Here is a 23,348-nt window from a genome sequence, read left to right as displayed (position 1 = left end):
CAAGGTCATGGTCGCCACACGTCTGGACCCTGGATCAGACGCTCGATCGCATCGTCGAGCACAGGCTTCGCACCGAGCCCGCCGAGACGTGCCCCGCTCATGAACGCTCCGTCGAAGAGCAGGCCGATCTGCTGTGCGCGTAGATCGGCGGTCGAGGCGTCCAGCTCGCGACACAGCGCGGCGAGCCGGGTGACCATCTCCGCCTTGTGGCGATGCGCGACTATGCGGGCAGGATGCCCGGCATCCGCGAACTCGGCCGCGACGTTGATCTGGGGGCACCCCCGATAGCCGTCGCGCGAAACCCGGCCGCCCACCCAGGCGCTCAAGGCCAGCAGGGCATTTCTGGGTTCCCCTGCGCTTGAAGCGACAATCTTGTCCCATTGCTGCCAGAATTCACGATCCTCCGCCTCAAGGAACGCCTCCACCAGCGCGTCCTTCGTCGGGAAGTGCCGATAGATGGTTGTCTTCGCCACGCCGGACCGCTCGACGATCAGTTCCATGCCGACCGCGCGCACACCCTCGCGATAGAATAGCTGCGACGCGGTTCTCAGCACGGCGTCACGGGCGGGGCCGGGCGAGGTGGAGGCGGGATCGTTCATGGATTTCCAGGACCGGTGAGGTGCGGAAGCCGTAACACAGGCAGATTGACAGCGATACCGAGCGGTAGCACAAACGATACCGATCGGTATCGGTCTGAGGGGGTAGTCATGGCTGTGCATCGCATCGGTGTTTTCGGAGCAAATGGTCATACCGGCCGATTCGTCGCCGCGGAGCTGGCGCGTCGTGGAGTGGAGGCTCGCTGGATCGGGCGTGACGGCGCTGCGCTGTCGCGGCTGCAGGCAGGGCTCCGGCACGGCGAAGCTCGTGTGACGTCCGTCGATGATTCCACGTCGATGCGGCACGCCTTCGATGGCCTCAATGCGGTCATCAATTGCGCGGGGCCGTTCTTCGACACCTGCCAGCCGGTGATCGAAGCGGCGCTTATGGCTGGTTGTCACGTGCTCGACGTGACCGCCGAGCAGGTCACCGTGCTGGATACGATCGCCACGTTCGATGCCTCGGCCAAGGCGGCCGGTCGCGTCGTTATGCCGGCGATGGCCTTCTTCGGGGGGCTTGCCGACCTGCTGGCGTCGAGCATCGTGGACGACTGGCCGGACGTCGATGCGATCGAGATCGCGGTCGCGCTCGACTCCTGGCATCCGACGACGGGCACCCGCCTCACCGGTGAGCGGAACACCGCCACGCGTCTTGTCGTCCGCGATGGCGTGCTGGCGCCGGTGCCGTCGCCTCCACCAGCCTCGCTGTGGCCGTTTCCGAAGCCGTTCGGATCGCAGCCGGTCTCCTGCGTCGCGCTGTCGGAGATCGTCCTGCTGTCCCGGCACTTGAAGGCGTGGGCGATCACGAGCTACATGAACGGCAAGCCGCTCGCCGATCTGGCCGATGCGGCGACGCCGCTCCCCCAGGCACAGGACGCGCTTGGCCGATCGGACCAGATGTTCGCCATGTCGGTTCGCGCCGAACGGCGCGGGCATAGGCGCGAGGCGACCGTTACCGGACGGGATATCTACTTCGTCACCGCGCCGCTGGTCGTCGAGGCCTGCCTTCGCCTGTTGGCGGACGCGACGCCGGATTGGGCGGGCGTGCGGGCGCCGGGCGAGCTGTTCGATGCGCGCGACTTCCTCGCCGCTCTGGCCGACGTGCTGGTGCTTCAACCATCTGCGTTCGGTGATGAGCCGCTCGATGGCGCGATCGCCAATGCCTCGACGCGCTCGCTCGCCTAGCTGTGTCTGGCCGGACTCGAGGTGCAATTCCGGCAGCGGCTGGCAGGCGCAGAATTTGCCCACGCAGCCATCGCGACGTAACGTTCCTGAAGCAGCCACTGTAAGTTTCTGGAAAGACGTCATGACCTTCTACGCGCACTGCCGGATCCGCTGACCGAAAGATCATTCGAACGCTGCACCCTGGCTGACCGCCGGGCGCTTCGTCATGTTCTTTTGAGGATCACTTCATGCGTGTTTTTGACGACTTCACCCTGCCGGGGTTCTGGCAGGATCCCTTTCCCGCGTTCAAGCGGAGCTTTCTAAATGGCGACCGAGTTCAGCGCAGCCCTGATGGCGGGCTGGCAATCCTCGGCCATCGCGCGCTTCGCGCATTCGGGATGCATGCGGCCGTCGACGGAACGCCAATGCCCGACGCACCGGACGAGCCTTGCCGTAACGGGGACGACATCCTGCGTCACGGCCTCTTCACCCAGACCGGATTCGAGCATCGTCGTCTCCGCAAGGCCGTGCTGGCGGGGCTCAACAATGCGGCGGTGACAGGCTTTGCGCCCGACGCGCGGTCGGTGATCGACAGATGGGTCGCTGTTGCGCGGGACCGGCATGTCGACCTTTTTCACGACATCTGCCTTCCCATTGCGACGGAATGTTGGGGGGCATTCGCCGGATACGGCAGCCAGGATGCGGCGAGCCTCGGCGAACAGGTCGACGTGTTCAGCCGGCAACTCTCCTTCGCGCCGGATGCCGCCGACGCGACAGCCGCGGATTGCGCGGCTGCCGAGTTGTTGAGGCGATCGGCCGAGGTGATCGGCAGCGACCGGGAATGCCCGGCGCGCCGTATCGCGAGCGTCGCCGGAGCGGCGCAGGGCGCGCCTCTGGTCGCATCCCTTTTGTTCGATGCCATCGATACTGCGGCGGCGGGCCTGGCCGGTATGCTGACGGTTCTACTGCTGGAGGAAACGGACAAACTGGCGCTCGCGGACCCATCCTACAGGGAACTGGCAATCGAAGAAGCGTTGCGTCTCGCGACTCCGACGCTCTTCACCGTGCGCCAAGCCCGCGTGGAGGCGCAGATCGGCGACCGGTCCGTTGCGGAGGGCACGCTCGTCTGGATGTGGTGGTCGGCAGGAAATCGCGATCCGGACGTGTTCCCTCAGCCCGCACTCTATCGTCCGGGTCGGTCTGATCGCGGCCTGCCGTTCGGCATCGGAGCGCATAGTTGCGTTGGCCACGGTTGGACGAAGCAACTCGCCCATCTGCTGGTCGAGATTGCCTTCTGCGACGGACCAGCGTTATCCCCAAGGTCGGAACACTGGACCTGGGCGATCGGCGGCGCCCGTCGCCCGGTCGGATTGATGGTGTCGCAAGACTGATGGAGGGCGGGCTCGGCGTCTACGTCGGGCTCGCCCTCTGACAGAGCGATCGCAACGGCGCGTGCCAAGCGTAGTCGACGGTCGGGCGTCAGCCAGCTTCGGCAATGCAATGAATTCGGGGCTGACCGCGCTGAGGTCCGCTACCAGCCTGGTGACCTCGGCGCTGGTGCCTGCATTTGCCCGCGCTACGTCTGCGCGAAAGGCACCCACGACGAAGCGGGCGATGCTTTCCCAATCTTCGTTCCGGCTGCGGACATAGTTGCTGCCGAACATCAAGGGGAGGACGTTACGGTCCTCGCGCGGCAGCTTGGAATAGTCGGTCAGGAGCACCGTCGCGGCGCGGTTCCAGCCAACCACATCCCACATCGCTGTCTTGATGATCGCAGGGCTCAGCACCATCCCGTCAAGCACACGTTGCAGCCGGGGGGTGATGCCCAGGCCTAGCATGTACAGATGCTCGCGTTCCGGCTCATGCGGGTATTCCTGACCGGCGCGACCGGCTTCGTCGGTTCGCACATCATTTCCGAACTGCTCGACCGCGGCCATCAGGTGCTCGGTCTCACGCGATCCGACGCAGGCGCGCGTCAGCTTGAAGCGGCCGGGGTTGACGTTCATCGCGGTGATCTCGACACGCTTGCGCGTGGCGTCGCGGCGGCCGATGCGGTGATCCATTGTGCATTCGACCATGATTCTGCGAACTTCGTGGAGAACACCAGAAAGGACGAACGCAACATTGCGGCCATGGGAGAGGCGCTAGAGGAACGGGAAAGCCGATCTTGATCAACTCGGGGGTCGGCATCGGCACGCCGCTGAATGGCGGACCAGCGACGGAAGACGTACTCAACCCGCACTACGCCAACCCGCGCATCGCGACGGAACTCGCAGGCGCGGCACTGGTGGCGCGCCGCATCGACGTGCGCACTATTCGATTGCCTTATGTGCACGACACCACCAAGGCCGGGCTGATCACACCGCTGATCACACCGCTGATCGCCGAAGCACGCCGGGCGGGAGCGGTAGCGTATGCCGGCGAGGACAGGCGCGCTGGTCCGCCGCGCACGTCAGAGACGTGGCGAAGCTCTACGTGCTAGCCCGCGAAAAGGGTGAACCGGGTGCACGTTACCATGCCTCGGCAGAGGAGGGCGTCATCACGCGTGCCATCGCCGAGGTGATCGGCAAATGCAGCGGGCTAACGGTGCGCTCCGTCGCGGCTGACGAGGTCGAGCATTATTTTGGGTGGATGACACCCCTCGCAGGCCTCGACATGACGGCGTCGAGCGCCTGGACGCGGGCGCGGCTCGGGTGGGAGCCGACTGGCCCCGATCTCCTCACCGACCTTGCCGCGAAGGACTATTCAGCGATCACCGCCGCGTGATCTGCGACCGTTGCTCACTGCCGGATCGGATCGTCGTCGAGCCGGTGAGCTTGCATCAGGAAACCCGGCGGCGGATTTGGTGGTTACCCTTAAGCTATATGCGAGACGTCCATGCGCCTGATCGCCATCGAAGAACATGTCCTGCCACACATTGTTCGTGACGCCTGGACGTCAGCGCCGCCTCCACATGACCCTGTATCTGCCATCGCAGACGGAGGTGTGACAGGTGAGCGTCTGGCAGACCTTGGTGAGGGGCGCCTGGCGCTGATGGACGAGCAGGGCGTCGATGTCCAAGTGCTGTCCCTTACCACGCCGGGTCTACACAATCTCGAGCCTGAACCGGCGGTCGAGTCTGCTCGGCGGGTCAACGATTTGATTGCCGATGCGTGTGCGCGTCATCCCACACGCTTTCAGGGTTTCGCGGCTCTTCCGACATCCGATCCAGATGCCGCCCCCCGCGAGCTGGAACGTGCCGTGAAAGAGCTTGGGTTGAAGGGAGCGCTGCTCTGCGGCCGCACACGTGATCGGCACCTCGACCACATGGCGCTGCGGCCAATGCTGGCAAAAGCTGAGGAATTGGGCGTTCCTCTATTCATCCATCCCCAAACGCCGGCACCAGACGTACGCGCGTCCAATTATTCCGGTATCAGTGAGAGGGCGGATCTCGCACTCGCCGCCTTTGGTCTAGGCTGGCACTATGAAGCAGGCTTGGAATGGGTCAGGCTCGCGGCTGCGGGTGTCTTCGACGAATTGCCAGCGCTGCAGATCATCCTTGGCCATTGGGGCGAGGTGGTGCTGTTCTACCTCGAGCGAACATCGGCTGTGATGGGCCGAGCCCTCGAGCTTGGGCGATCGCTGTATGAATATGCGCGCAGCAACCTTTACGTCACCGGCAGCGGCATGTGGAGTGAAGCCTATCTGCGGCAGTGCCTGGAGATCGTTGGCCCGGATCGTCTGTTGTTCTCGACCGACTTCCCATACCAGTACCGGCCGGGCGGTGAGCCACGTCGCTTCCTCGAGACCATCGACTTGGACGACGCAGCGCGCCGTGGTTTCGCCTTCGCAAATTGGGAGCGTCTGACGGGGCCAAAGTAGCCTAGGCTCGACCCTATGAGCGCCAATCGTAAGATCACGGTCCCCGGATTGCCCGATTAACGAACGGCCGTTTCAGGAAAGCTACCTGCTCGCTTTGAATGTCCATAATTGGGTCGAGGCGGCCTGCGTCACCGGCACGTCAATATCATCCTGAAATCTGCTATTGCTAGCTAGTCGCAATAGATGTAGCGGCGGGATCTAAGGCTCGCTCGGATGGGCTGGATATGATCGGGGAATGAAATGAAGACGTTATGGTTGTCGGGTTGTGCCTTGCTAGTAGTTTCCTTGCCGGCGACAGGACAGACCACCCAGCAACCAACCGGAAACGGCGCTTCACCGGAAACAGAGCAGACGCAAGAAAGTGACGATATCGTCGTCAGCGGACGGTATACGCTCCCCGATCGGATCGACACGGCGACAGGGCTGGGGCTGACCGTGCGCGAGACGCCGCAGTCGGTCAGCATCGTCACCGCGCAGCGTATCCTCGACCAGAACCTGATCAGCGTTCGCGACGTGATCGAAAACGGCGTCGGCGTCGCGGTGAATGAAAGCGACGACGTGCGAAACTCGTTCTTCGCACGCGGCTTCGATATCCAGAACACGCAGATCGACGGGGTTCCGACCGCATGGGCGCTGGGCGGCGATCGCGGCGAAACCATCGCCGACGTATCAATCTACGAACGGGTCGAGATCGTGCGCGGCGCCACCGGGCTGCTGAGCGGCGTGGGCGATCCGTCGGCATCGATCAACTTGGTGCGCAAGCACGCCGACCGTGCCGAATGGGGCGGTTACCTGAACGCGGCCTATGGCAGCTGGGATACGTGGCGCGTGTCGGGCGATGTCGGCGGCGCGGTGGTGCCCAACGGCACGCTGCGCGTCCGCGCGGTCGGCCGTTACGAAGAAGGCAATTCGTTCACCGACTTCTACAGCAACCGCAAGCTCGTCCTGTACGGCACGCTGGAAGGCGACATCACCGACGATACGCTGCTTCGCGTCGGGTTCAGCCATCAGCGCAACGTACCGAAGGGCGCGTTCTGGGGCAGCCTGCCGACCTTCTACAGCGACGGGACCGTCGCCGAATGGGATCGTTCGAAGAGCACGGCGCAGCCCTGGACGACGTGGACGACGCAGAACCAGAATTTCTTCGCCACGCTGCGTCACGATTTCGGCGAAGGGTGGAGTCTGACCGGCAACTACAACCGTCTGCGCAATACCCAGTATACCCGCATCCTGTACCTGTTCGGCAATGTCGATCGCACCACGGGGCTGGGGCTGGGCAGCAACCCGTATTCGGCGGACGGCGAAAGCATTCAGGACAGCTATGATGCGCAGCTGAAGGGGAAGCTGACGATCTTCGGTCGCGACCATGAACTGGTGCTCGGCTACCTCAACAGCGTCATCAACCGGCAGACCGACACCTATGCCGCGCTGAACGAAATTCCGCCGCTGGGATTCTTCCGGTTTCCGCCGGCGGGCAATTTCCTGAACTGGAACGAGAACTCGTATCCCGATCCCGGCTTCTCCAGCACCCCGACCGTCGGGGTCGAGCAGGAACGCATCCGTCAGATCGGCTATTATGGGGCGCTGCGCGTCAACGTCGCCGACTGGCTGAAGGTCATCGGCGGCGGTCGCGTCGCAAACTGGCGCCAGAAGGGCGTCGCCTATGGCACGCAGCGTGACTATGGCGACAGCGGCGTGTTCATCCCCTATGTCGGGGCGTTGGCCGACCTGACGCCGAACCACCGGCTGTACGCCAGCTACACCACGATCTTCCTGCCGCAGAGCGTGCAGGACCGCAATTTCGAGCAGCTCGATCCCATCCGGGGCAAGGCGTACGAGGTCGGGTTGAAGAGTGCGTTCTTCAACGAGGCGTTGCAGACGTCGGTCGCGCTGTTCCGGATCGAGCAGGATAATCTGGGGCAGATCGACGGTACGCCGATCACGCGGCCGGGCTCGGGCATTCCGTTCCAGCCATACCGCGCGGCGGACGGCGTCGTCAGCGAAGGCTTCGAGATCGAGGCGACGGGCAGCCCGCTGCCCAACTGGAACGTCAATGTCGGCTACAGCCAGTTCAAGGCGCGCGATGCGAACGACAACGACGCCAATACGGACCAGCCGCGTCGCCTGCTGAAGGCCTTCACCACCTATACCGTACCGTCCGTCCTGAACGGGCTGACCTTCGGCGGCGGTGCGAACTATCGCAGCTCCGCCTATTCGAACGGCACCGTCCCCGGCACGACGCCCGCGGTTCCGTTCCGGTTCGAACAGGGGGGCTTCCTGCTGGTCAACCTGATGGCGCGTCTGGCCGTGAACGATCAGGTCAGCGTGCAGGCGAACGTCGATAACGTCCTCGACAAGACCTATTTCAGCCAGGTCGGATCGTTCGGGCAATATCGCTATGGTCGCCCGCGCAACTTCACCGTCAGCGCCAATTACCGGTTCTGACCGGCGCCTGAAACGGCAGGGTCGGTTCGCTCACGATCCTGCCGGTAACATCGCGGCGGCGACTTTTCCGGCGGCACCCGCCAGTTGCAGGGCCATATCGTCGCTTACTAGGCTGGTGGCGATCCGGATCAGCCCCGGATCGCTCACCCGTGCCGCGCCGAACAGCGCCAGGACGCGCGCCTCGTCGTCGCTGACGTTCGGATAGCGGACGTCAGCGAAGCGCATCGTACCATAGCCATAGTGGTCGAGAAGTGTCATCGAGCACAGGAACGGCAACAGGGCGTCGCCGACGCGGCGGGCGGTGAAGCCGCTGCGCAGCATCGCCTGCGCACAGCGCGCGTTGCGGACCGCGAAGACCCATGTCCGGACGGCGGACAGGACGAAGATGTCGTCATGGGCCATGTCGCGGACGTGCCGGTCGAAATAGTCGTAGAGCGCCGCCATCGCCGTCACGCGCCGGCAGGGTGGTGGAACGGGCAACCCGGATCGCCGACCGGCAACGGGCGGGCGGGTAGCGAGAGGATCGTGCCGCACAGCGACCGGACGCTCAGGATGGCCCATGCCAATGCCCCGGGCAGGCCATGGGGTATCTCGACGGTACCGGTTCCGGCGATGCACGGCAGGCGGGCACCCAGGAGGCAGATGACGGCACGCTCGTCCGCGCTGTAGTCGCAGGAACAGCAGCATTCGGTGACGAGGCTTCGCCCCAGCACCGCCTCGGTAAGCTGGAAGACGCTGGCCAACGCCACGCTGCCGGCCGGGGGAAGGCGCAGCTTCTGACCCAGCGCGACGAGGCTGGCCAGCGCACCACCGCCTTCATCGCGATCATGGACGCCGCGATAATGCCGCAGCAACCGCACGACGACCAGTTCGCCGTCGGTGTCGGGTTGCTCGATACGTTCCATGAAGGCCATGTCGGTTCCTCACCCCGCCTCGAAGGCGAGCGTCGTCGTGAAAATGGCGTATCCGCCTGCGGCGTGCGGCGTGGCGGTTCGATAGCGGACGAGCAGCAGGTATCGCCCGGGATCGGGCGGTGTCAGCGTCACGATCCCGGCACCGTCGCTGGTCGCCGTGCCGGCCTGCTTGCGACCGTCATACAGGCCCGCCTCGCGGAACAGTGTTACCTGCTGCCCCGGCAGCGGCTTGCCGTCGTAGAGGATCGCGAACCGGGCTGCCCTGCCCGGGGCGAGCGCCGTGGGATCGCCGAGGGGCTGGATCTCCAACGCCTTGCCGCGCGGTGCCAGCGCACCCGGCGAACCGGGGCGGCCGCGCAAGACATAGGCGTCGGCGAGCGTCATGCTGCGCACATCGACCGGTTCGACGCCCGGCGGCGGCGTGGCGCCTTCGTCGACCATGACCCACTCGTCCCCCTTGCGGTACATCTTGCCCGAACGCCCGGTGCGCTGCCCCGACGACAGCCGGTAGATCCCGTCGACCGGCAGCGCCGCCTCCGCGATCGTCCGGTCGCCCGCCAACGTTGCCGGGGACAGCCTGGTGGTTCGACCGTCCGGAGCGGTGATTTCGAACGGGGCGTCGCGCATCGCGACTTCGGGGCGGAACGCGTCTTCGGTAAAGGAGGCTTCCAGCGTTACTTGCGTCCGGCTGCCGACGTCGAACTGGGCCGGCAACAGGTAGGGCATATGCGCCAGCGCCCCGGTTGAGGTCGATACTAGGGCAAGCGCCAGCGCTGCCGACCCCGCGCGAATCCTGCCGATCGAATGTTGCATCCCCGTCCCTCCAATCAAACGCTTGCTAACGATAGTGACTCGCATTAACGCACCTTGGCGAGAAGGGGAAGCGTCAATGACATCTGCATATCTGCTGCGCGGCGTTGCCGTCGCGGCCCTGAACCTCTGCGTCCTGCCGTTCATGGCTCTGGCACAGACGGTTGTTCATCCTGCGGCGATCACCGGCGATGGGGGGAAGCAAGCACCCGGCGATAGCGAGGTCACCGTGACGGCGACGCGCGGCCAGAAACGGGTCGAGGATGTGCCGCAGACCGTTTCGGTGATCGATGCCGCCACGATCGACGACCGGATGATTACCGACATCAAGGATCTGGTCCGTTACGAACCCGGCGTGGCGGTACGCCGGGCACCGGCCCGGTTCACCGCGGCGGGTTCGTCGACCGGTCGCGACCGCGACAGTGGCTTCAACATCCGCGGGCTGGAAGGCAACCGCGTCCTGATTACCGTCGACGGCGTGCGGGTGCCGGATGCCTTCAGCTTCGGTGCGCAATCGGTCGGGCGCGGCGATTATGTCGACCTCGACCTGCTGAAGTCGGTGGAGATCCTGCGCGGTCCGGCATCGGCATTGTACGGCAGCGACGGCGTGGCCGGGGCGGTCAGCTTCATCACCAAGGATCCGCAGGATTTCATGCACGACGGCCGTCTGGTCGGCGGCGGGGCCCGGGTCGGCTATGATTCGTCGGACGACAGCTGGACCAAGGGGCTGGTCGTGGCCGGTCGGCAAGGCGACCTGCAGGCAATGCTCACCTATACGCGGCGCGACGGCCACGAACTGGATAACAAGGGCGGCAACGACAGCGCCAATACCGATCGCACGACGCCCAACCCGCAGGACATCGCCTCCAACGCGGTGCTCGGTCGCCTCGTCTGGAGCCCGAGCGATGCGCACCGGGTGCGGTTGACCTATGAACGGTTCGACGCCGTCGTGGATACGAACGTGCTAAGCGCGATCACCAAGGTTACTGCTGCTCCGCTGGCGGCGACGGCGGTGCTGGGGCTCCAGGCACGCGACACCACCGCGCGCAACCGTGGCACGATCGATTATCGATATGTCGGCGATGGCTTCGTCAGCGGGGTGCGTGCCGCGGCCTATTACCAGAAGAGCGGCACCGTGCAGACCGGGTGGGAGGACCGGGTCGGGACCGACCGCATCCGCATCAACCGGTTCGACAACGAGGTCTATGGCGGCACGCTGCAACTTGAGAGCCGGGTCACGACCGGCCCGGCGACGCACCTGTTCGCTTATGGGGCCGATTATTCGAAGACCCGCCAGACGGGCGTGCGCGGCGGCACGGTGCCGCCCGCGGGCGAAGCCTATCCGACCCGCGCCTTTCCGACGACCGATTACGAACTGGTCGGGGTGTTCGCGCAGGACGAGATCGCGGTTGCCGATGGCCTGCTGACACTGTTCCCGGCGATCCGGTTCGATCATTACCGGCTCGATCCGCAGAACGATCCGTTGTTCACGACCTTCGTGCCCCGCGGACAGAGCGGATCGCGGGTTACGCCCCGCCTGGGTGCGGTGGCGCGGGTGACCGATAGCATCAGGCTGTTCGCCAATTACGGGCAAGGCTTCAAGCCGCCCGAGCCGAACCAGATCAACAACGGGTTCGCCAATATCGTCGCCAACTATCGCTCGATCCCCAATCCCGATCTGGAGCCGGAGACGAGCGAGAGCATCGAGGGTGGTATCCGCCTGACAGGGACGCGCTGGTCGCTGAGTGGTACGGCGTTCAGCAGCCGCTTCCGCAACTTCATCGATCAGGTGCAGGTGTCCGGCGCGTTCACCGCGGCCAATCCCGCCGTCTACCAGTTCATCAACCGCGGCCGGGTGACGATCGAAGGGTTGGAGGCGCGGGGCGAGGCGCGGCTGCCGATCGGCGTCGGCGTCCGCGCGGCCGCTTCCTATGCGAAGGGCAGGGCGCGCACCGATGACGTCGCCGGCACCCTGCCGCTCGACAGCGTCGAACCGGTCAAGGTGGTCGCCGGTCTGTTCTACCAGCCTGACGACGGCCCGTTCCGTGCCGAATTCGTCGCGACGCATTCCGCCGGCAAGGATCTGTCCGACACCAACAACAGCTGCAACGTCGCGGCGCAGCCGGCGACGGGCACCCGGCCGGCGGTGCCCGGCACGTCCTGTTTCACACCCGGCGGATTCTGGGTGTTCGGTGCCACCGCGTCGCTGCGCATCCGCGAGGCGACGACGATCCGCGCCGGCATCTTCAACATCACCGACAAGCGCTATTTCTGGTGGAGCGACGTGCGCGGGCTGACGTCGACGTCGACCATCCGCGACGCCTTTTCACAGCCGGGCCGCAATGCCGGCATCTCCCTGTCCCTCGTCCTGTGAGGTCCGATCCGATGAAGCATTCCTATTTCCTGTTCGCCGCGATGAGCCTCGCCACGCTGACGACGTCGCCCGCTCTGGCTCAGGCCGCGGCCCCGACCCCTATCGTCACCGCCCAATATGGCGACCAGCGGCGTGACCATGCCGCGATCCTGAGGATGGCCGGCACCTTCAAGGTGACGTTCGACATGCGCGAGACGACGCCATTGGTCGCAGGCTACACACCGTACCCGGCCAAGGTCAGCGGTGGGCACGAAGTGGTGCGCGCGGTCGTTGATACGCCGGACCATGTCGTCCTCCAGCACTTGTTGGTGGTGAACGACGGCAACGGCAAGACGATGGTCATCAAGCATTGGCGACAGGACTGGACGTGGCAGCCGGCGACCGTGCTGGTCTATGTCGGTCCGGGTCGCTGGGCCCTGCGTCCGGTGCCCGAGAAGGAACGGCGCGGCGCCTGGTCGCAAACCGTGTGGCAGACCGATGATTCACCTCGGTACGGTGGGATCGGTCGCTGGCGCTACGACGATGGTGCGACCCGCTGGACCAGCGACGAAACCCGCCGGCCGCTCGCCCGCCGCGACGCCACGCGTAATCCGCCTTACGATCATTATGTTGGGATCAATCGTCACGTCCTGACCCCGGCAGGCTGGGTGCACGAGCAGGACAACGCCAAGATCGGTACGAAGGACGGTCGGTCAGTGACGTTCGTTCACGAGTATGTCGTCAACACCTACGTCCCCGCCAACGACTTCCCGATCAAGGCGGCGGACCAGTATTGGGACAAGACCAAGGATTACTGGGCGTCGGTCCGCGCCGATTGGGATGCGGCGATCCGCCGCGCGTCGGGCCTAACGCTGGTCGAGGTCGCCGATGTCGGTTCGTCGACGGCGCACGAACTTATGCTGCTGGCGGAAGACATCCTGTCAGGCGAGGCAACGGCCAACGGCGCAGCAGCTGAAGCTGCCAGCTTGATACCGACGGGAACTCGCCAATAGCTGACACCATTACGGGATCAAACATGAACGAATGGCAGTAGTTGGGAAGGGTCTATGGCACTTCGAACGTCCGCAAATGGGTCTTGTAGGCGATCAATTAGGCGAAACTTCGCTTTCAAACCCTAGCGAAGCGAGGTCGCGCGGCCGGCGACGCAAGAGCAGCGGCCGTTCGACCGATCTGCAGGTTATGACCTATTCGTTGAACTCACACTCCTCTAGTCTGTCGCAGTGGTGCGCTACCAGACCGATCCTGAACGCCGTCGCGTTGCCGCTCTCGTCGACGAAGAAGTTGCTCGAGCGCGTGCGGCAGAGGCGGAGGGCGGATGGATCACATACCTGATCCGGGACCCCAGATACCCAGATAAGCTCGGGAACCCCGCCGGGACACCGATCTATGTCGGTCAGAGCAAAGAGTTTGGGAGGCGCGTTCGTTCACGGTTCGACAAATGCGAAAAGGCCGCCACGGCGAAAGATAGCGTTGAACGACGTGTGGCGGATCTGCTCCACTGCGGCCACGTTGCGCGATATGAAGTGCTTGAGCGCGCGCCGACACGATGTCGTCGCTGATTTCAGAGACCAATTGGGCTCGTCGATGCGTATGGCGAGGATACGACATCGCCAATTTGCTGCCGCAGCAGCGACTGCATGCAGGGAACATCGACCGCCGGGAAATCCCGGCCGAGTGGATTTGGCCTTTCCTCTTAAGCGAGGCGATTGAGGACGAGATCACTCTCGAGCTGCGCTGCGTGAGATGCAAGCTGGCGCTGCCCCTCGATCTCAGTCGCTTTCTTCGCGTTGCCGAGCCGCCCAAATCGCTATTTCAAGTTCGCGCAAACGGCATATGGCAGGCAGAAGCCTGCACTGGGTGTAGCCAGCGTAGCAGTCGATATGTCGCTCTTAAAAATTAATTTCCGGCCGCAACCGATCGTATGTCGCGCCAACGAGCGTAAGCTCGACAGTCTGCTGATGGCCGAGTTTCGACCTTAGTATCCTGCTTTGACGAACGTCCACTTTCGGGTCGGCCACGATCTGGCGTAAATGGCCGATTGTGGGTCAAAATTTTAGTGCGGCTTTACGCCATCCAGATTTCAGCAAGCTGCTACCCAATCGCAGTATCGACTTTTCCGTCGTGCGAACCCGCATTCGAATGGCCGTGATCGCGGCGCTGGTGTTGCTTGAGGACTGAAGAGTGATCGTCCAGCCGTCGCCGCGAAGCACTGTCCGGCCCTCGCGATCGGTGCGGCTGAGTCCGGCCGCGGCCAGCTGTCGCGCGATGTGCCGATGATCCGCGGCGGGGATCGACAGGACCAATCCGGTCACGTCGAACTGACCCTGACCCGCTCTCCTGCGCGGCGCGAGCATCGTTCGTCGATCGGTCGCTTGCGATCCCGTCTGCCACCGTCCGAACGCGGGCTGGTAGACCACCGCCCAGATCGACAGGTCCTTGGCGACCGCGGTCTCATCGCATTGGACGGAGTCGTACCAGGGGATCGGCGGTCGGCTGCGCGTCCAGGCGACGGTGGCGCGGCTGAAGCGGGTTGGGCAATGGATCTGCCACCGTTTCGCCAGCGCCTCGAAATCGCGCGGACGGTCTTCGGCGATGGCGATGCCGACTTTCCCGATCGGTTCGTTGAAGCGGTTCCTCGGTGCGAAGAGCTCCAGATAGGTGGTGCGCCCGCGCAGGAAGATGCGGTCGGCGTCCGCGCGGGGGCGCGCGTAATCGGGCAGGCCGGCGTCGCTCGGTCCCAGTATGCGGGTGACCTGCGGGTCGCTGCGCAGCGCATCGAACGTCGCCTGATCGAGCACGACATAGATATGGTTGAGCGCCGGGCGCGCCTGAGCGGCCGACGCGGCCAAGAGGGCGGTCGCGACAAGTACGCCCCTCATGCGACCAGCTCGAAGCGGCCGAGCGCAGCGGAGAAGCGCACCGACAGTGTGTCGAAGGCGGCACCGATGCGGCCGCTGGCGATCAGTTCCGCAGAGGGGCCGACAGCCAGACCGCCGGTGCCGTCGAGCAGCCACACACTGTCGGCGAGTTGCAGCGACAGGTCGAGGTCGTGGCTGGAGAGTAGCACGATCGCGCCGGTCGCCCGCGCATGTTCGCGCAGCAGCGCCATCGTCTCGACGCGGCCGGGCAGGTCGAGGAAGGCAGTGATCTCGTCAAGGATCATCAGCCGCGGCGCCTGGGCGATGGCACGCGCGATCATCACGCGCTGGCGCTCGCCGTCGGACAGATCGTCGAACAGGCGGCCGGCGAAGGCGCTCGCTCCCGATACGGCCAGCGCCGCGGCGACCTGCGCGCGGTCGTCGGAGGACAAGCGCCCCTGCCAGCCGGTGAAGGGCTGGCGGCCGAGCGAGACGACGTCGTCAACGCTCAGCCCGGGACTGGCGGCGCGTTCGGTCAGGACCACGGCGACGCGGCGCGCGCGGGTCCGCGGGCGCATCGCGGCGATGTCCTCGTCATCCAGCAGCGCCGCCCCGCCGAGCGCGGGCTGGAGTGCGGCGAGCGTGCGCATCAGCGTCGACTTGCCCGCGCCGTTGCGCCCCAGCACGCAGACGAAGCTGCCCGGCGCGACACCGACGTCGAGTCCGCCGAGCACGCGCCCGCGCGCGCCCGAATAGCCGACCGAAAGCGAGGATAGCCGCAGCATCTAGCGTTGCCCCCGCATCGACGGCGAGAAGATCAGCAGCGCGATGACGACCGGCGCACCGACCAGCGCCAGCACCGCATTGAGGTGCAGGAAATGCTGTTCCCAGGGCGCATGGACGACGATGTCGGCGGCGAGCGCCAGTAATGCGCCCGACAGCCCGGCAAGCGACAGCAAAGGCAGGATCCGCGCGCTGCCGGCGATTGCGCGCGCGAAATGCGGCACTATCAGCCCGATGAATGTCACCGGCCCACAAAAGGCTGTGACGGGCGCGACGAGCAGGACGACGGCGGTCAATGTCAGGCGGCGCAGCCGGGTGACGTCGGTGCCGAGGCTCTTTGCATAGGTTTCGCCGAGGAGCAGCGCGGTCAGCGGTTTGGCGCTGACCAGCGCGAGGACGACGCCTACTGCGACCGGCGCCGCGAGCATCGGCAGGTCGGCGGGCGTGACGCTGGCGAAATTGCCGTCGTTCCAGCCCGAGAAGACGCGCCCGCCGACGCGATTGGCGAAGTGGATGACGACGCTGACGATGCCCTGCACGGTGAATCCCAGCATCAGCCCGACGACGAGCAGCGTCACCGTGCCGACACGCCGCGCAAGGCTGGCCATGACGAGCGCGAAGACGGCGATCCCGACCATCGCCCCCGCCGTGATCGACAGCCCCTCTAGCGCGCGGAGCGCAGCGATCGCGCTCGGCCCGGCGAAGGCGGCGGCGGTGACGAGCAGCGCCACGCCCAGCTGCCCCCCGGCGGTCAGCCCGAGCGACCAGGCATCCGCCATCGGGTTGCGGAACAGCGCCTGCATCAACACACCGGCGATCCCCAGCGCGCTGCCCGCGATTATTGCGGTCGCGACGCGCGGCAGGCGCAGGTCGGTGACAATCTGAATTATGCCCGGATCGCCGCGGCCGGCCAGTGCGGCGAGCACCGCGTCGACCGGTATCGCGATCGCGCCCGAGGATAGCGCGAACAGCGCGGCGGCCAGTGCTGCGAAGGCAAGCGCTACATTGCCGAGCAGGACGCGCATTATCGCGGCACCTTTGTATCAGGGCGAATGTAGCGAAACGGCCGGTCGCGCAGGCGGGGATGCAGCATGCGGACCAGGTCGCCCAGGATCAGGTCGGGGCGGATCACGGCTGTCTCGTACAGGTCGAAGGCATCGGAATCGGGCTTGGTCATCCCATCGGCAGCGAACAGGCAGCCGTCGCGATAGGCGCGGAAGCGGCGCAGGACGGACAGGTCGGTGAAGAGCGCGGAATGGGTGTCGCGCAGGATCCAGCAGTCGGCATCGCGCGCCCTGGCGATCAGCTGTTCGGTCGTCACCGCCTGGGAAACTGTCGCGCGCCGGATCGTCGGGCTCGGCGAACAGGTTGCGGCCGTTCGCATCGCGCAGCAGCTGCGCGTCCGCATTACGCACGGTCGGGTTCCAGCGATCGGCGCCGGCGAACCAGGCCGAAAGCACGCTGCGCGTCGGCTGGGCGGCGGCGGCGGTCTTCAGCGCGGCGATGTTGCGGGCGACCATGGCGGCGAAGGCATCGGCCTGTGCCTCGCGGCCGACAAGCATGCCGATCAGCCGTACATAATCGACGCGGCCCATGTAATCGGCCTCGTTGTCTAGGAAGATCGGCACGACGGCGATGCCGAGCGACTCGATCCGCGGCTTGGCGCCGACCGAGCGCATGTCGCCCATCGTCATCAGCAGCACCTCGGGCTGGGCGGCGACCAGTGCATCGAGCTGCGGCGGGCTGTGCCAGCCATAGCCGATCTGGCGCACCGCGCCGGCGCGAACCCGCGCGCGCAGGGCATCGTCCCAGGACTTGGTCCCACCGACCGCGACCAGTCGGTCGTTGACGCCGAGCACCTTCGTGATCGCCTCGTGAAAGACGGCGTTACTGGCAAGGCGCGTCACCGGCGTGCGGATCAGCCTGGCGCCGGCAAGATCGCTGGTCAGCGCCGGCGCAGGCACGCCGCGCGGCACCAGCACCAGTCGCTGGAACTGTTCCTCGCCGATCGCAGTACCGCCCCAGCCGACGACCGACGCCTTCAGGTCGACGACACGGTATCCGTCCCGCGCGACGACGCGGAAGGTGCGCGCGTGCGGCATCGCGATCTCACGCCCGCCCGTGATGGCGACCCGCGATGGCTGGGGCGGCAGGGCATCGCACCCCGCCACCGCCAAGCCGATCGCGAGCGCCGCCATCCTCACCGCCGCGCGCCGCCGAACCGGTACGCCAGGCTCGCCGTCACCGTCCGCGGCGCGCCGGGGTAGAGCGGGATGAACGCGCCGCCGCTGTCGTAATAGAAGCGATCGAACAGGTTGAGGACGTTGAGCTGTGCCCGGAGCGGCCCGAAGCCGGCGTCGAAGTCATGGGCGAGATTGGCGTCAATCCGCGTGTAGGCGGGCAGGGTGATCGAATTGCTGGTGTTGCCCGCGCGTTCGCCGATGTGCTGGGCGCCAAGGCCGATGCTGGCGCCGCGCAGCCGCCCGGCGAGGTCGTAGGTCGTCCACAGGCTGGCCGAATGGCGCGGCGCGTTGACCAGCCGGGTGCCCGGCGCGACTAAACTGTCCGCCTCGACCGTCGCGTCGAGGTGGGTGTAATTGGCGATGACCCGCCAGCGCGGGGTGATGACCGCCGGCACCTCGACCTCGACGCCGCGCGAGCGCGATCGGCCGATCTGGAGCACGAGGTCGAAGTCCGCCGGGTCGGACACCGCAGCATTGCGGCGGGTGATATCGAACAGCGCGATCGTCGGGGTCAGGCGTCCGCTCAGGAAGCTGCCTTTGGCGCCGGCCTCCCAGCTTTCGCCGATCAGCGGGCGGGGGAGGGCACCGTCGCGCAGCCGGCCGACATCGACCTGACCGCGGAACGAGCGCGACCAGCTGGCATAGAGCGACACCGCCGGCACCGGAGTCCAGGTGACCCCGGCGCGCGGGCTGAAGGCGCCGCGACCGGTCGGCGCATCGCCGCTGCCGGTCAGGACGTTGCGGTTCCGCAGGCGGTTCCAGTCGTAGCGTCCGCCGACAAGCAGCCGCAGGTCGCCCAACTTCAGCTCGTCCTGCGCATAGATCGCGGTCGAATCGCTGTCCCAACTGCCGTTGGACACCAGCACGTTCGCCGTCGCGCGCTGGCCATAGACGGGCGCGAAAAAATCCACCGGAATATTGACCCCGAACGGCGGCGTGCGGACGTCGAAGCGCCAACGGTCATAGCCATATTCGACGCCGGCCAGCGCCTTGTGCTCGACCGCACCAGTCGTGAAGCGGGCATAGAGCTCGCCCTGCGCGGTCAGGTCGCGCTGACGGTCGTAGGCGAGCGTCGGTCGCCGGTTGACCCGCGGCCGCACGGGATCGGCGCGGCTGATCGGTGGGAAGCCATAGGCGTAGTAGAAGCTGTCCTTGGTGAAGTCCGAATAGCCGACCGCGATGCGCCCAGACAGCGCGTCGGAGAAGCGCTGATCGACGAACAGGCTGCCGATCCCGCCCGTATTGGTATAGCGCGCATCGGGTTCGCCGTACTGGCGCTCGCGCGGGGCGAGGAGGAAAATCGGATCGTTGGCGAAGCCGCGGTCGAAATAGCCCCGCTTGTGGGCATATTCGCCCTCTACCGTGATCGTGGTCCGATCGGACGGCTTCCATTGCACCACCGGCGCTACGAACACGTCGCGCGCGAAGACGAAGTCGCGAAAGCCGTCGCGGGTATCGCGCGACAGGTTGATGCGGACGCCCAGCGTGTCGGTGATCGGGCTCGACACATCGGCGGTCAGGCGCAGGTGATCGAAAGACCCGTAGAGCGCGGAGACTTCGGCGAACGGCGTCGCCAGTGGCTTCTTGGTGACGAAATTGACGACGCCGCCGGGCTCGAACCGGCCGTACAGCGCGGACGCAGGCCCCTTCAGTACCTCCACCTGCTCGACATTCTGCAACTGCTCGTCGGGCGCATAGGCCGATCGCCGCAGCCCGTTCTTCAGATTGTACGGCGTGATGAACCCACGGATGTAGAAGCGGTCGTTCGACGCACCGAAGCCGACCTGCGGGCTGAAGCCGGGGACATAGCGCAGCGCCTCGCCGATGGTCGTGATGCCGCGGTCGCGGATCAGTTCGCGGGTGACGACCTGGACGGAGAAGGGCGTTTCCTTGACCGGCGTCGTCGACTTGTTCGTCTGCGGCGCGACGGTTGCGCGATAGCCCTGTTCGCGAGTGCCGAGGACGAGGATCTCGTTCTCGGTAGGCGTCTCCTGCGCGACCGCGATGCCGGGTGCGCAGGCGACCGCGCACAGTGCGGCTCGATGTAAGATGTACATGCTGTCCCCCGAAAGAATGATCAGGCGTGTGCGATCGGCGACGCCGCGGCGGGGTCGATGACGAGCACCAGCCGCTGCACCCCGGTCCCGGCGATCGGTGGCGAGCGATGAATGGCCGGTGCATCTGGCGACCAGAGCCGCCCCTTGAAGATCGCCACGTCGCCGGTTCCGATTTCACGGATCGTCAGCGTCTCAGGATCGGCGCCCGCCGCCAGCGCGACCGCATCGGCGGCGTCGAGCCACTGCGTACCCGGTCCGACATATGTGCAGATCAGCCGCGCCGTGACATAATCGGCGTGGAGGCGGCGGCAGGCATCGGTTTCGACGACCTCCAGTCGGAGCGCGACCCGATCGATATCCATGATCTGCGAAAACCGCGTGGCGAGACTGGCAATGTCGCTGGCAAGCGCGTCCATTCCCGGCGTTTCATAGCCGGCATCGCTCATACGCTTCGGCAGGTCGAACGCCAGTGTCGCGACGGCGAATTCATCCGATAGGTCGTCGACCTGGCTGAGGTTCCTTGGACTAAACGCGGCGGTAGCGGTCGATCGGCGCCAGATCGCAAGGCTACTCGTCGGATCAGCGATCGCGTAGAGGTCGCTTCCCCACGCCACGTCTGATCGAGTGGTAGGTGCAGCGCTTAACGGGTCGGGAATGTAACAAGATAACATGACATCGGATTAGCGTCGTGATGCCGCGTTGTCGAGTGATCAATCCATGGTTCTGCACTTCGCCCATACGTTTGCGCCCATCATCCAACGATGCTGCGCGGATCGCAGTCAGGACGGCGCCGCTAAGGCCGAAGCGGAACGAATGTCAGGAATATAGAAGGAGGATTTAATGCGCGAATGTCGTCTTGTGGGTCCTGGCGGCTGCGCAGGACAGGATGTATCTTCGTGGCCTCCGCACCAATTTCTTTGGACCCGACCATGCCCGTTTTGAAGATCGACGAGGTTCAGCGCTTGGTAGACGCTGAGGAGATCGGTGCCATAACGCTCGACACGACTACGTTCGACCAGTTCGGCTGCAACCTTGCATACAGGCAGCTTACCGCACTCGAGCAATTCCGCGGCACCGCGATTACGGTGCTCCTATCGGAGATAACGCTCGGCGAGGTGGCTTCGCACATCGCGCGGGACATCGCGCTGGCGGCCGAGAAGGCCCGTGCCGGGGTAAACCAGTACCTCAAGGCTTGGAGCGGCGGTGACGACATCCCGGCAGCGCTGAAGGCTCTCGGCGTGGCGAGACCCCCGGCCGACCGCGCCCGGGAGCTTGTCGATGGATTTGTCGATCGCGTCGGTGCCGACCGGCTTGGAGTGGACGAGGGTGTGTCGGTGGCGGAGATGGCTGACCGATACTTCGGCCAGCGCCCGCCGTTCTCCAACAAAGTGGGCAAGAAGAGTGAATTCCCGGACGCCATCGCCCTGCTGTCTCTTGAGAACTGGGCCGCGGAGCGCGGCACTCGCGTCGTCGCGGTCAGTAAGGACGGAGACTGGCAGAGCTATGCGGCGCAATCCGACCGTGTGATCGTCATCCCCGAACTTGCGGCCGGCCTGAACCTCTTCAACCGGGAGAGCAGCGTGGCAGCGGCGAGGATCGCAGGCGTGATCCGAGGCGGGAATGCCAACCTGCTGCTTGCAGCGCTCCATGGTCCCCTGACCCGAATGGTGGAGGATTACGAAGTCATCGCGGGTGCGCCTTACTTTTACGAGGAGGAGAATGAGGCGTCCTCGCTAATTTCGGTCGCCTTCCCGGAGGACGCGACCTGCGACGTCGTCGCCGCTGACGATGATACGATAAGTATCGCTACCGAGATCGAGATGGAGGCCGAGTTCACGACCAACTTCTCCTTTTACGTGGAGGACAACGTGGACAGGGACGAGATCGGCATCGGCTCGAACTCGGTGACTGTGACAGAGCGCTTCCGGCTTCCAGTAGTGGCCACATTTCTGAAGGAGGCGAAAGACGATCCCGAGCCGATCGACGTCGAAGTCGAGGCTCGGCACGTCGCGGTGGACTTCGGCTACGTGGAGCCGGACTGGCGGGGCGACGAGGACTAATCAGCCGAGTTCGGCAGCTAGGAGCTCTCGCGCAGACCTACAATCAGTTGAACGAATGACCGTTTAGGGGAAGCGGGCGATCGCGCGTAAACGGCCGAGATTGGGTCAGTCGGGCCATGATCGTGGACATCGTCGCTGCCCCGGTTACGGCCCGCACGGATCTTCAGCCGTTCAACGGCGAGGCCTCAAAATCAGCTAGCAGGGCAGCGACATCGTCGTACAGCGCTACAGCGCCGGCACCCCGAAGCACCTGGTCGTTGAACTTGCCCGATCGGACGCCAACGGCTGCGATGCCGCACCTGGCAGCCGCTTCGATGTCATACGGCGTGTCACCTACGACGATCACCTCACTGGCGTCGAGCGACGAAAGCTTCTCGAGAGCGGTGGCGAAAATGTCGGGGGCAGGCTTGGTTCTCTCGACGTCGTCCGACGTGGTCGAGACGCCGACGATCTCACCGGCATCCAACAGCCTAACGTAATACTCGAGCTCTTCCGACGACGCGGAGGACGCCAGCACGACCTGCCGGCCGCTGTCCTTGACCTTTAGAAGGAGGTCCCTGGCCGCGGCGAAAGGGGTCACCTTCTCCAGGTACTTCGACTTGAATATCTGCCCGTGCTCCTCGCCCATCCTCTCTTGCTCGGCTTCGTCCGTGTCCGGGAGCAGAGTCGGCACCAGCATGTCGGTGCCCTTGCCGATCTGGTCGTGAACCGCCCGCTCATCGAACGTCGCGCCGATCCGGATGAACACCGTCTGCCAAGCCTCAACGTGATAGTCGTTACTGTCGACGAGTGTGCCGTCAATATCGAAAAGGACTGCCTTGATGGCCATGGTGTCATCGCTCCTGAGTTGACGCTGCAACGCACGGCGTACGGTGATCGGCACCACGGGATAGACCATTGTAAACTGCTGCGTTTGCTATGCCTCGGACTTTACGATCAGGCGTCGGTTACGATGCCGATTTGAACACCGTCCGCGTCCCCAGCCGCGCTGAACGAGCGTCCGCGTGTGGGAAAAGATCAAGATGCCGGTGAATGACCGGAAGTGGGTCCACTAGGCTGAGCAGCCCCCACCGTGTGGTCCGGGTTGTTAGTTAGTGCATTGTCGTCTCCGCCGCCATTGCCGGACGTAGGTGCAGCGAAGCGGAACCGGAGGCCGGCAATGGCGGTGTCGCCGTGTCGGGGG

23 protein-coding genes and 1 pseudogene are annotated in these 23,348 nt (G+C 65.3%); 11 read left to right on the top strand and 13 right to left on the bottom strand.

What is annotated here, in order from left to right; translation table 11 throughout:
• Positions 1 to 5: 5 nt before the first annotated feature.
• A complete protein-coding gene (locus MF610_RS16315; RefSeq protein WP_242200712.1) occupies positions 6 to 599 on the bottom strand; it encodes a TetR/AcrR family transcriptional regulator in 594 nt (197 codons plus the stop codon).
• A gap of 108 nt (positions 600 to 707) precedes the next feature.
• On the opposite strand from MF610_RS16315, the gene MF610_RS16310 reads away from it, so the two are divergent.
• Together MF610_RS16310 and MF610_RS16305 are read left to right on the top strand one after the other, a co-directional pair.
• Positions 708 to 1,781, top strand: a complete 1,074-nt coding sequence (locus MF610_RS16310) for a saccharopine dehydrogenase NADP-binding domain-containing protein (protein WP_242200697.1) — start codon at positions 708 to 710, stop codon at positions 1,779 to 1,781.
• A gap of 227 nt (positions 1,782 to 2,008) precedes the next feature.
• On the top strand, positions 2,009 to 3,151 hold the full coding sequence (locus tag MF610_RS16305; protein ID WP_242200678.1) for a cytochrome P450: 1,143 nt from the start codon (positions 2,009 to 2,011) through the stop codon (positions 3,149 to 3,151).
• Here the strand turns inward: MF610_RS16305 and MF610_RS16300 are convergent.
• On the bottom strand, positions 3,071 to 3,598 hold the full coding sequence (locus tag MF610_RS16300) for an MmyB family transcriptional regulator (protein WP_479687782.1): 528 nt from the start codon (positions 3,596 to 3,598) through the stop codon (positions 3,071 to 3,073). The genes MF610_RS16305 and MF610_RS16300 overlap by 81 nt on opposite strands.
• Before the next feature lie 6 nt (positions 3,599 to 3,604).
• Here MF610_RS16300 and MF610_RS19195 point away from each other — a divergent pair, with 6 nt between their 5' ends.
• The 5 genes from MF610_RS19195 to MF610_RS16285 all read left to right on the top strand — a co-directional run bounded on the left by MF610_RS19195 (position 3,605) and on the right by MF610_RS16285 (position 8,066).
• A complete protein-coding gene (locus tag MF610_RS19195; protein WP_339328545.1) occupies positions 3,605 to 3,931 on the top strand; it encodes an NAD-dependent epimerase/dehydratase family protein in 327 nt (108 codons plus the stop codon).
• Entirely contained in the window at positions 3,928 to 4,242 is a 315-nt protein-coding gene (locus tag MF610_RS19190; RefSeq protein WP_339328544.1) for a hypothetical protein, read from the top strand. The genes MF610_RS19195 and MF610_RS19190 overlap by 4 nt, the downstream gene beginning before the upstream one ends.
• A complete protein-coding gene (locus MF610_RS19185; protein ID WP_339328543.1) occupies positions 4,221 to 4,526 on the top strand; it encodes a Rossmann-fold NAD(P)-binding domain-containing protein in 306 nt (101 codons plus the stop codon). The genes MF610_RS19190 and MF610_RS19185 overlap by 22 nt, the downstream gene beginning before the upstream one ends.
• A gap of 111 nt (positions 4,527 to 4,637) precedes the next feature.
• Positions 4,638 to 5,621: an amidohydrolase family protein gene (locus MF610_RS16290; RefSeq protein WP_242200674.1), complete on the top strand. Its 984-nt coding sequence runs from the start codon at positions 4,638 to 4,640 to the stop codon at positions 5,619 to 5,621.
• A 240-nt stretch (positions 5,622 to 5,861) separates the two neighbouring features.
• Positions 5,862 to 8,066 (top strand): TonB-dependent siderophore receptor, encoded by a 2,205-nt coding sequence (locus MF610_RS16285; protein WP_242200659.1) that lies wholly within the window; start codon positions 5,862 to 5,864, stop codon positions 8,064 to 8,066.
• A gap of 30 nt (positions 8,067 to 8,096) precedes the next feature.
• Here MF610_RS16285 and MF610_RS16280 read toward each other — a convergent pair whose 3' ends face one another.
• From MF610_RS16280 to MF610_RS16270, 3 genes are read right to left on the bottom strand one after another with little or no spacing between them, the layout of a single operon-like run.
• Positions 8,097 to 8,519 (bottom strand): hypothetical protein, encoded by a 423-nt coding sequence (locus tag MF610_RS16280; RefSeq protein WP_242200574.1) that lies wholly within the window; start codon positions 8,517 to 8,519, stop codon positions 8,097 to 8,099.
• Entirely contained in the window at positions 8,516 to 8,980 is a 465-nt protein-coding gene (locus tag MF610_RS16275) for a hypothetical protein (RefSeq protein WP_242200571.1), read from the bottom strand. Before MF610_RS16275 ends, MF610_RS16280 begins: the two co-directional genes overlap by 4 nt.
• 9 nt (positions 8,981 to 8,989) lie before the next feature.
• Positions 8,990 to 9,793 carry a DUF4198 domain-containing protein gene (locus MF610_RS16270; RefSeq protein ID WP_242200568.1) on the bottom strand — a complete coding sequence of 268 codons (804 nt, stop codon included), beginning with the start codon at positions 9,791 to 9,793 and terminating at the stop codon, positions 8,990 to 8,992.
• A gap of 76 nt (positions 9,794 to 9,869) precedes the next feature.
• Here MF610_RS16270 and MF610_RS16265 point away from each other — a divergent pair, with 76 nt between their 5' ends.
• From MF610_RS16265 to MF610_RS16255, 3 genes are all read left to right on the top strand, one after another.
• Positions 9,870 to 12,164: a TonB-dependent hemoglobin/transferrin/lactoferrin family receptor gene (locus tag MF610_RS16265; protein ID WP_242200549.1), complete on the top strand. Its 2,295-nt coding sequence runs from the start codon at positions 9,870 to 9,872 to the stop codon at positions 12,162 to 12,164.
• A gap of 11 nt (positions 12,165 to 12,175) precedes the next feature.
• On the top strand, positions 12,176 to 13,156 hold the full coding sequence (locus tag MF610_RS16260; protein ID WP_242200539.1) for a DUF6607 family protein: 981 nt from the start codon (positions 12,176 to 12,178) through the stop codon (positions 13,154 to 13,156).
• A 554-nt stretch (positions 13,157 to 13,710) separates the two neighbouring features.
• Positions 13,711 to 14,064, top strand: a complete 354-nt coding sequence (locus MF610_RS16255) for a hypothetical protein (protein ID WP_242200537.1) — start codon at positions 13,711 to 13,713, stop codon at positions 14,062 to 14,064.
• A 145-nt stretch (positions 14,065 to 14,209) separates the two neighbouring features.
• Here the strand turns inward: MF610_RS16255 and MF610_RS16250 are convergent, their stop codons facing one another.
• Genes MF610_RS16250 through MF610_RS16225 form a run of 6 tightly spaced genes read right to left on the bottom strand, consistent with a single transcriptional unit; the run spans position 14,210 to position 20,719 of the window.
• Complete coding sequence (locus MF610_RS16250) at positions 14,210 to 15,013, bottom strand: DUF5829 family protein (RefSeq protein ID WP_242200534.1); 804 nt, start codon at positions 15,011 to 15,013, stop codon at positions 14,210 to 14,212.
• Positions 15,014 to 15,039: 26 nt separating this feature from the next.
• Complete coding sequence (locus tag MF610_RS16245) at positions 15,040 to 15,807, bottom strand: ABC transporter ATP-binding protein (RefSeq protein WP_242200519.1); 768 nt, start codon at positions 15,805 to 15,807, stop codon at positions 15,040 to 15,042.
• Positions 15,808 to 16,830, bottom strand: coding sequence for a FecCD family ABC transporter permease (locus tag MF610_RS16240; protein ID WP_242200502.1), 1,023 nt, complete (start codon positions 16,828 to 16,830; stop codon positions 15,808 to 15,810). It lies immediately after the preceding gene.
• Positions 16,831 to 16,848: 18 nt separating this feature from the next.
• Positions 16,849 to 18,003, bottom strand: coding sequence for an ABC transporter substrate-binding protein (locus MF610_RS16235; protein ID WP_242200487.1), 1,155 nt, complete (start codon positions 18,001 to 18,003; stop codon positions 16,849 to 16,851).
• Between the two features lie 2 nt (positions 18,004 to 18,005).
• Entirely contained in the window at positions 18,006 to 20,105 is a 2,100-nt protein-coding gene (locus MF610_RS16230) for a TonB-dependent siderophore receptor (RefSeq protein WP_242200484.1), read from the bottom strand.
• A 20-nt stretch (positions 20,106 to 20,125) separates the two neighbouring features.
• Positions 20,126 to 20,719 carry a DUF1826 domain-containing protein gene (locus tag MF610_RS16225; protein ID WP_242200481.1) on the bottom strand — a complete coding sequence of 198 codons (594 nt, stop codon included), beginning with the start codon at positions 20,717 to 20,719 and terminating at the stop codon, positions 20,126 to 20,128.
• Between the two features lie 315 nt (positions 20,720 to 21,034).
• Here MF610_RS16225 and MF610_RS16220 point away from each other — a divergent pair, with 315 nt between their 5' ends.
• Positions 21,035 to 22,165: a PIN domain-containing protein gene (locus tag MF610_RS16220; RefSeq protein ID WP_242200464.1), complete on the top strand. Its 1,131-nt coding sequence runs from the start codon at positions 21,035 to 21,037 to the stop codon at positions 22,163 to 22,165.
• Between the two features lie 163 nt (positions 22,166 to 22,328).
• On the opposite strand, the gene MF610_RS16215 is transcribed toward MF610_RS16220, so the two are convergent.
• Entirely contained in the window at positions 22,329 to 22,994 is a 666-nt protein-coding gene (locus MF610_RS16215) for an HAD family hydrolase (RefSeq protein WP_242200449.1), read from the bottom strand.
• A gap of 262 nt (positions 22,995 to 23,256) precedes the next feature.
• Positions 23,257 to 23,348: pseudogene (locus tag MF610_RS16210) on the bottom strand (integrase catalytic subunit); the annotation flags it as partial.

Source organism: Sphingomonas hankookensis, assembly GCF_022664465.1.
GTDB classification, from domain to species: Bacteria; Pseudomonadota; Alphaproteobacteria; order Sphingomonadales; family Sphingomonadaceae; genus Sphingomonas; species Sphingomonas hankookensis.
Note: the sequence above shows the minus strand (reverse complement) of the source record. Positions and strands in the feature narration are given on the sequence as shown.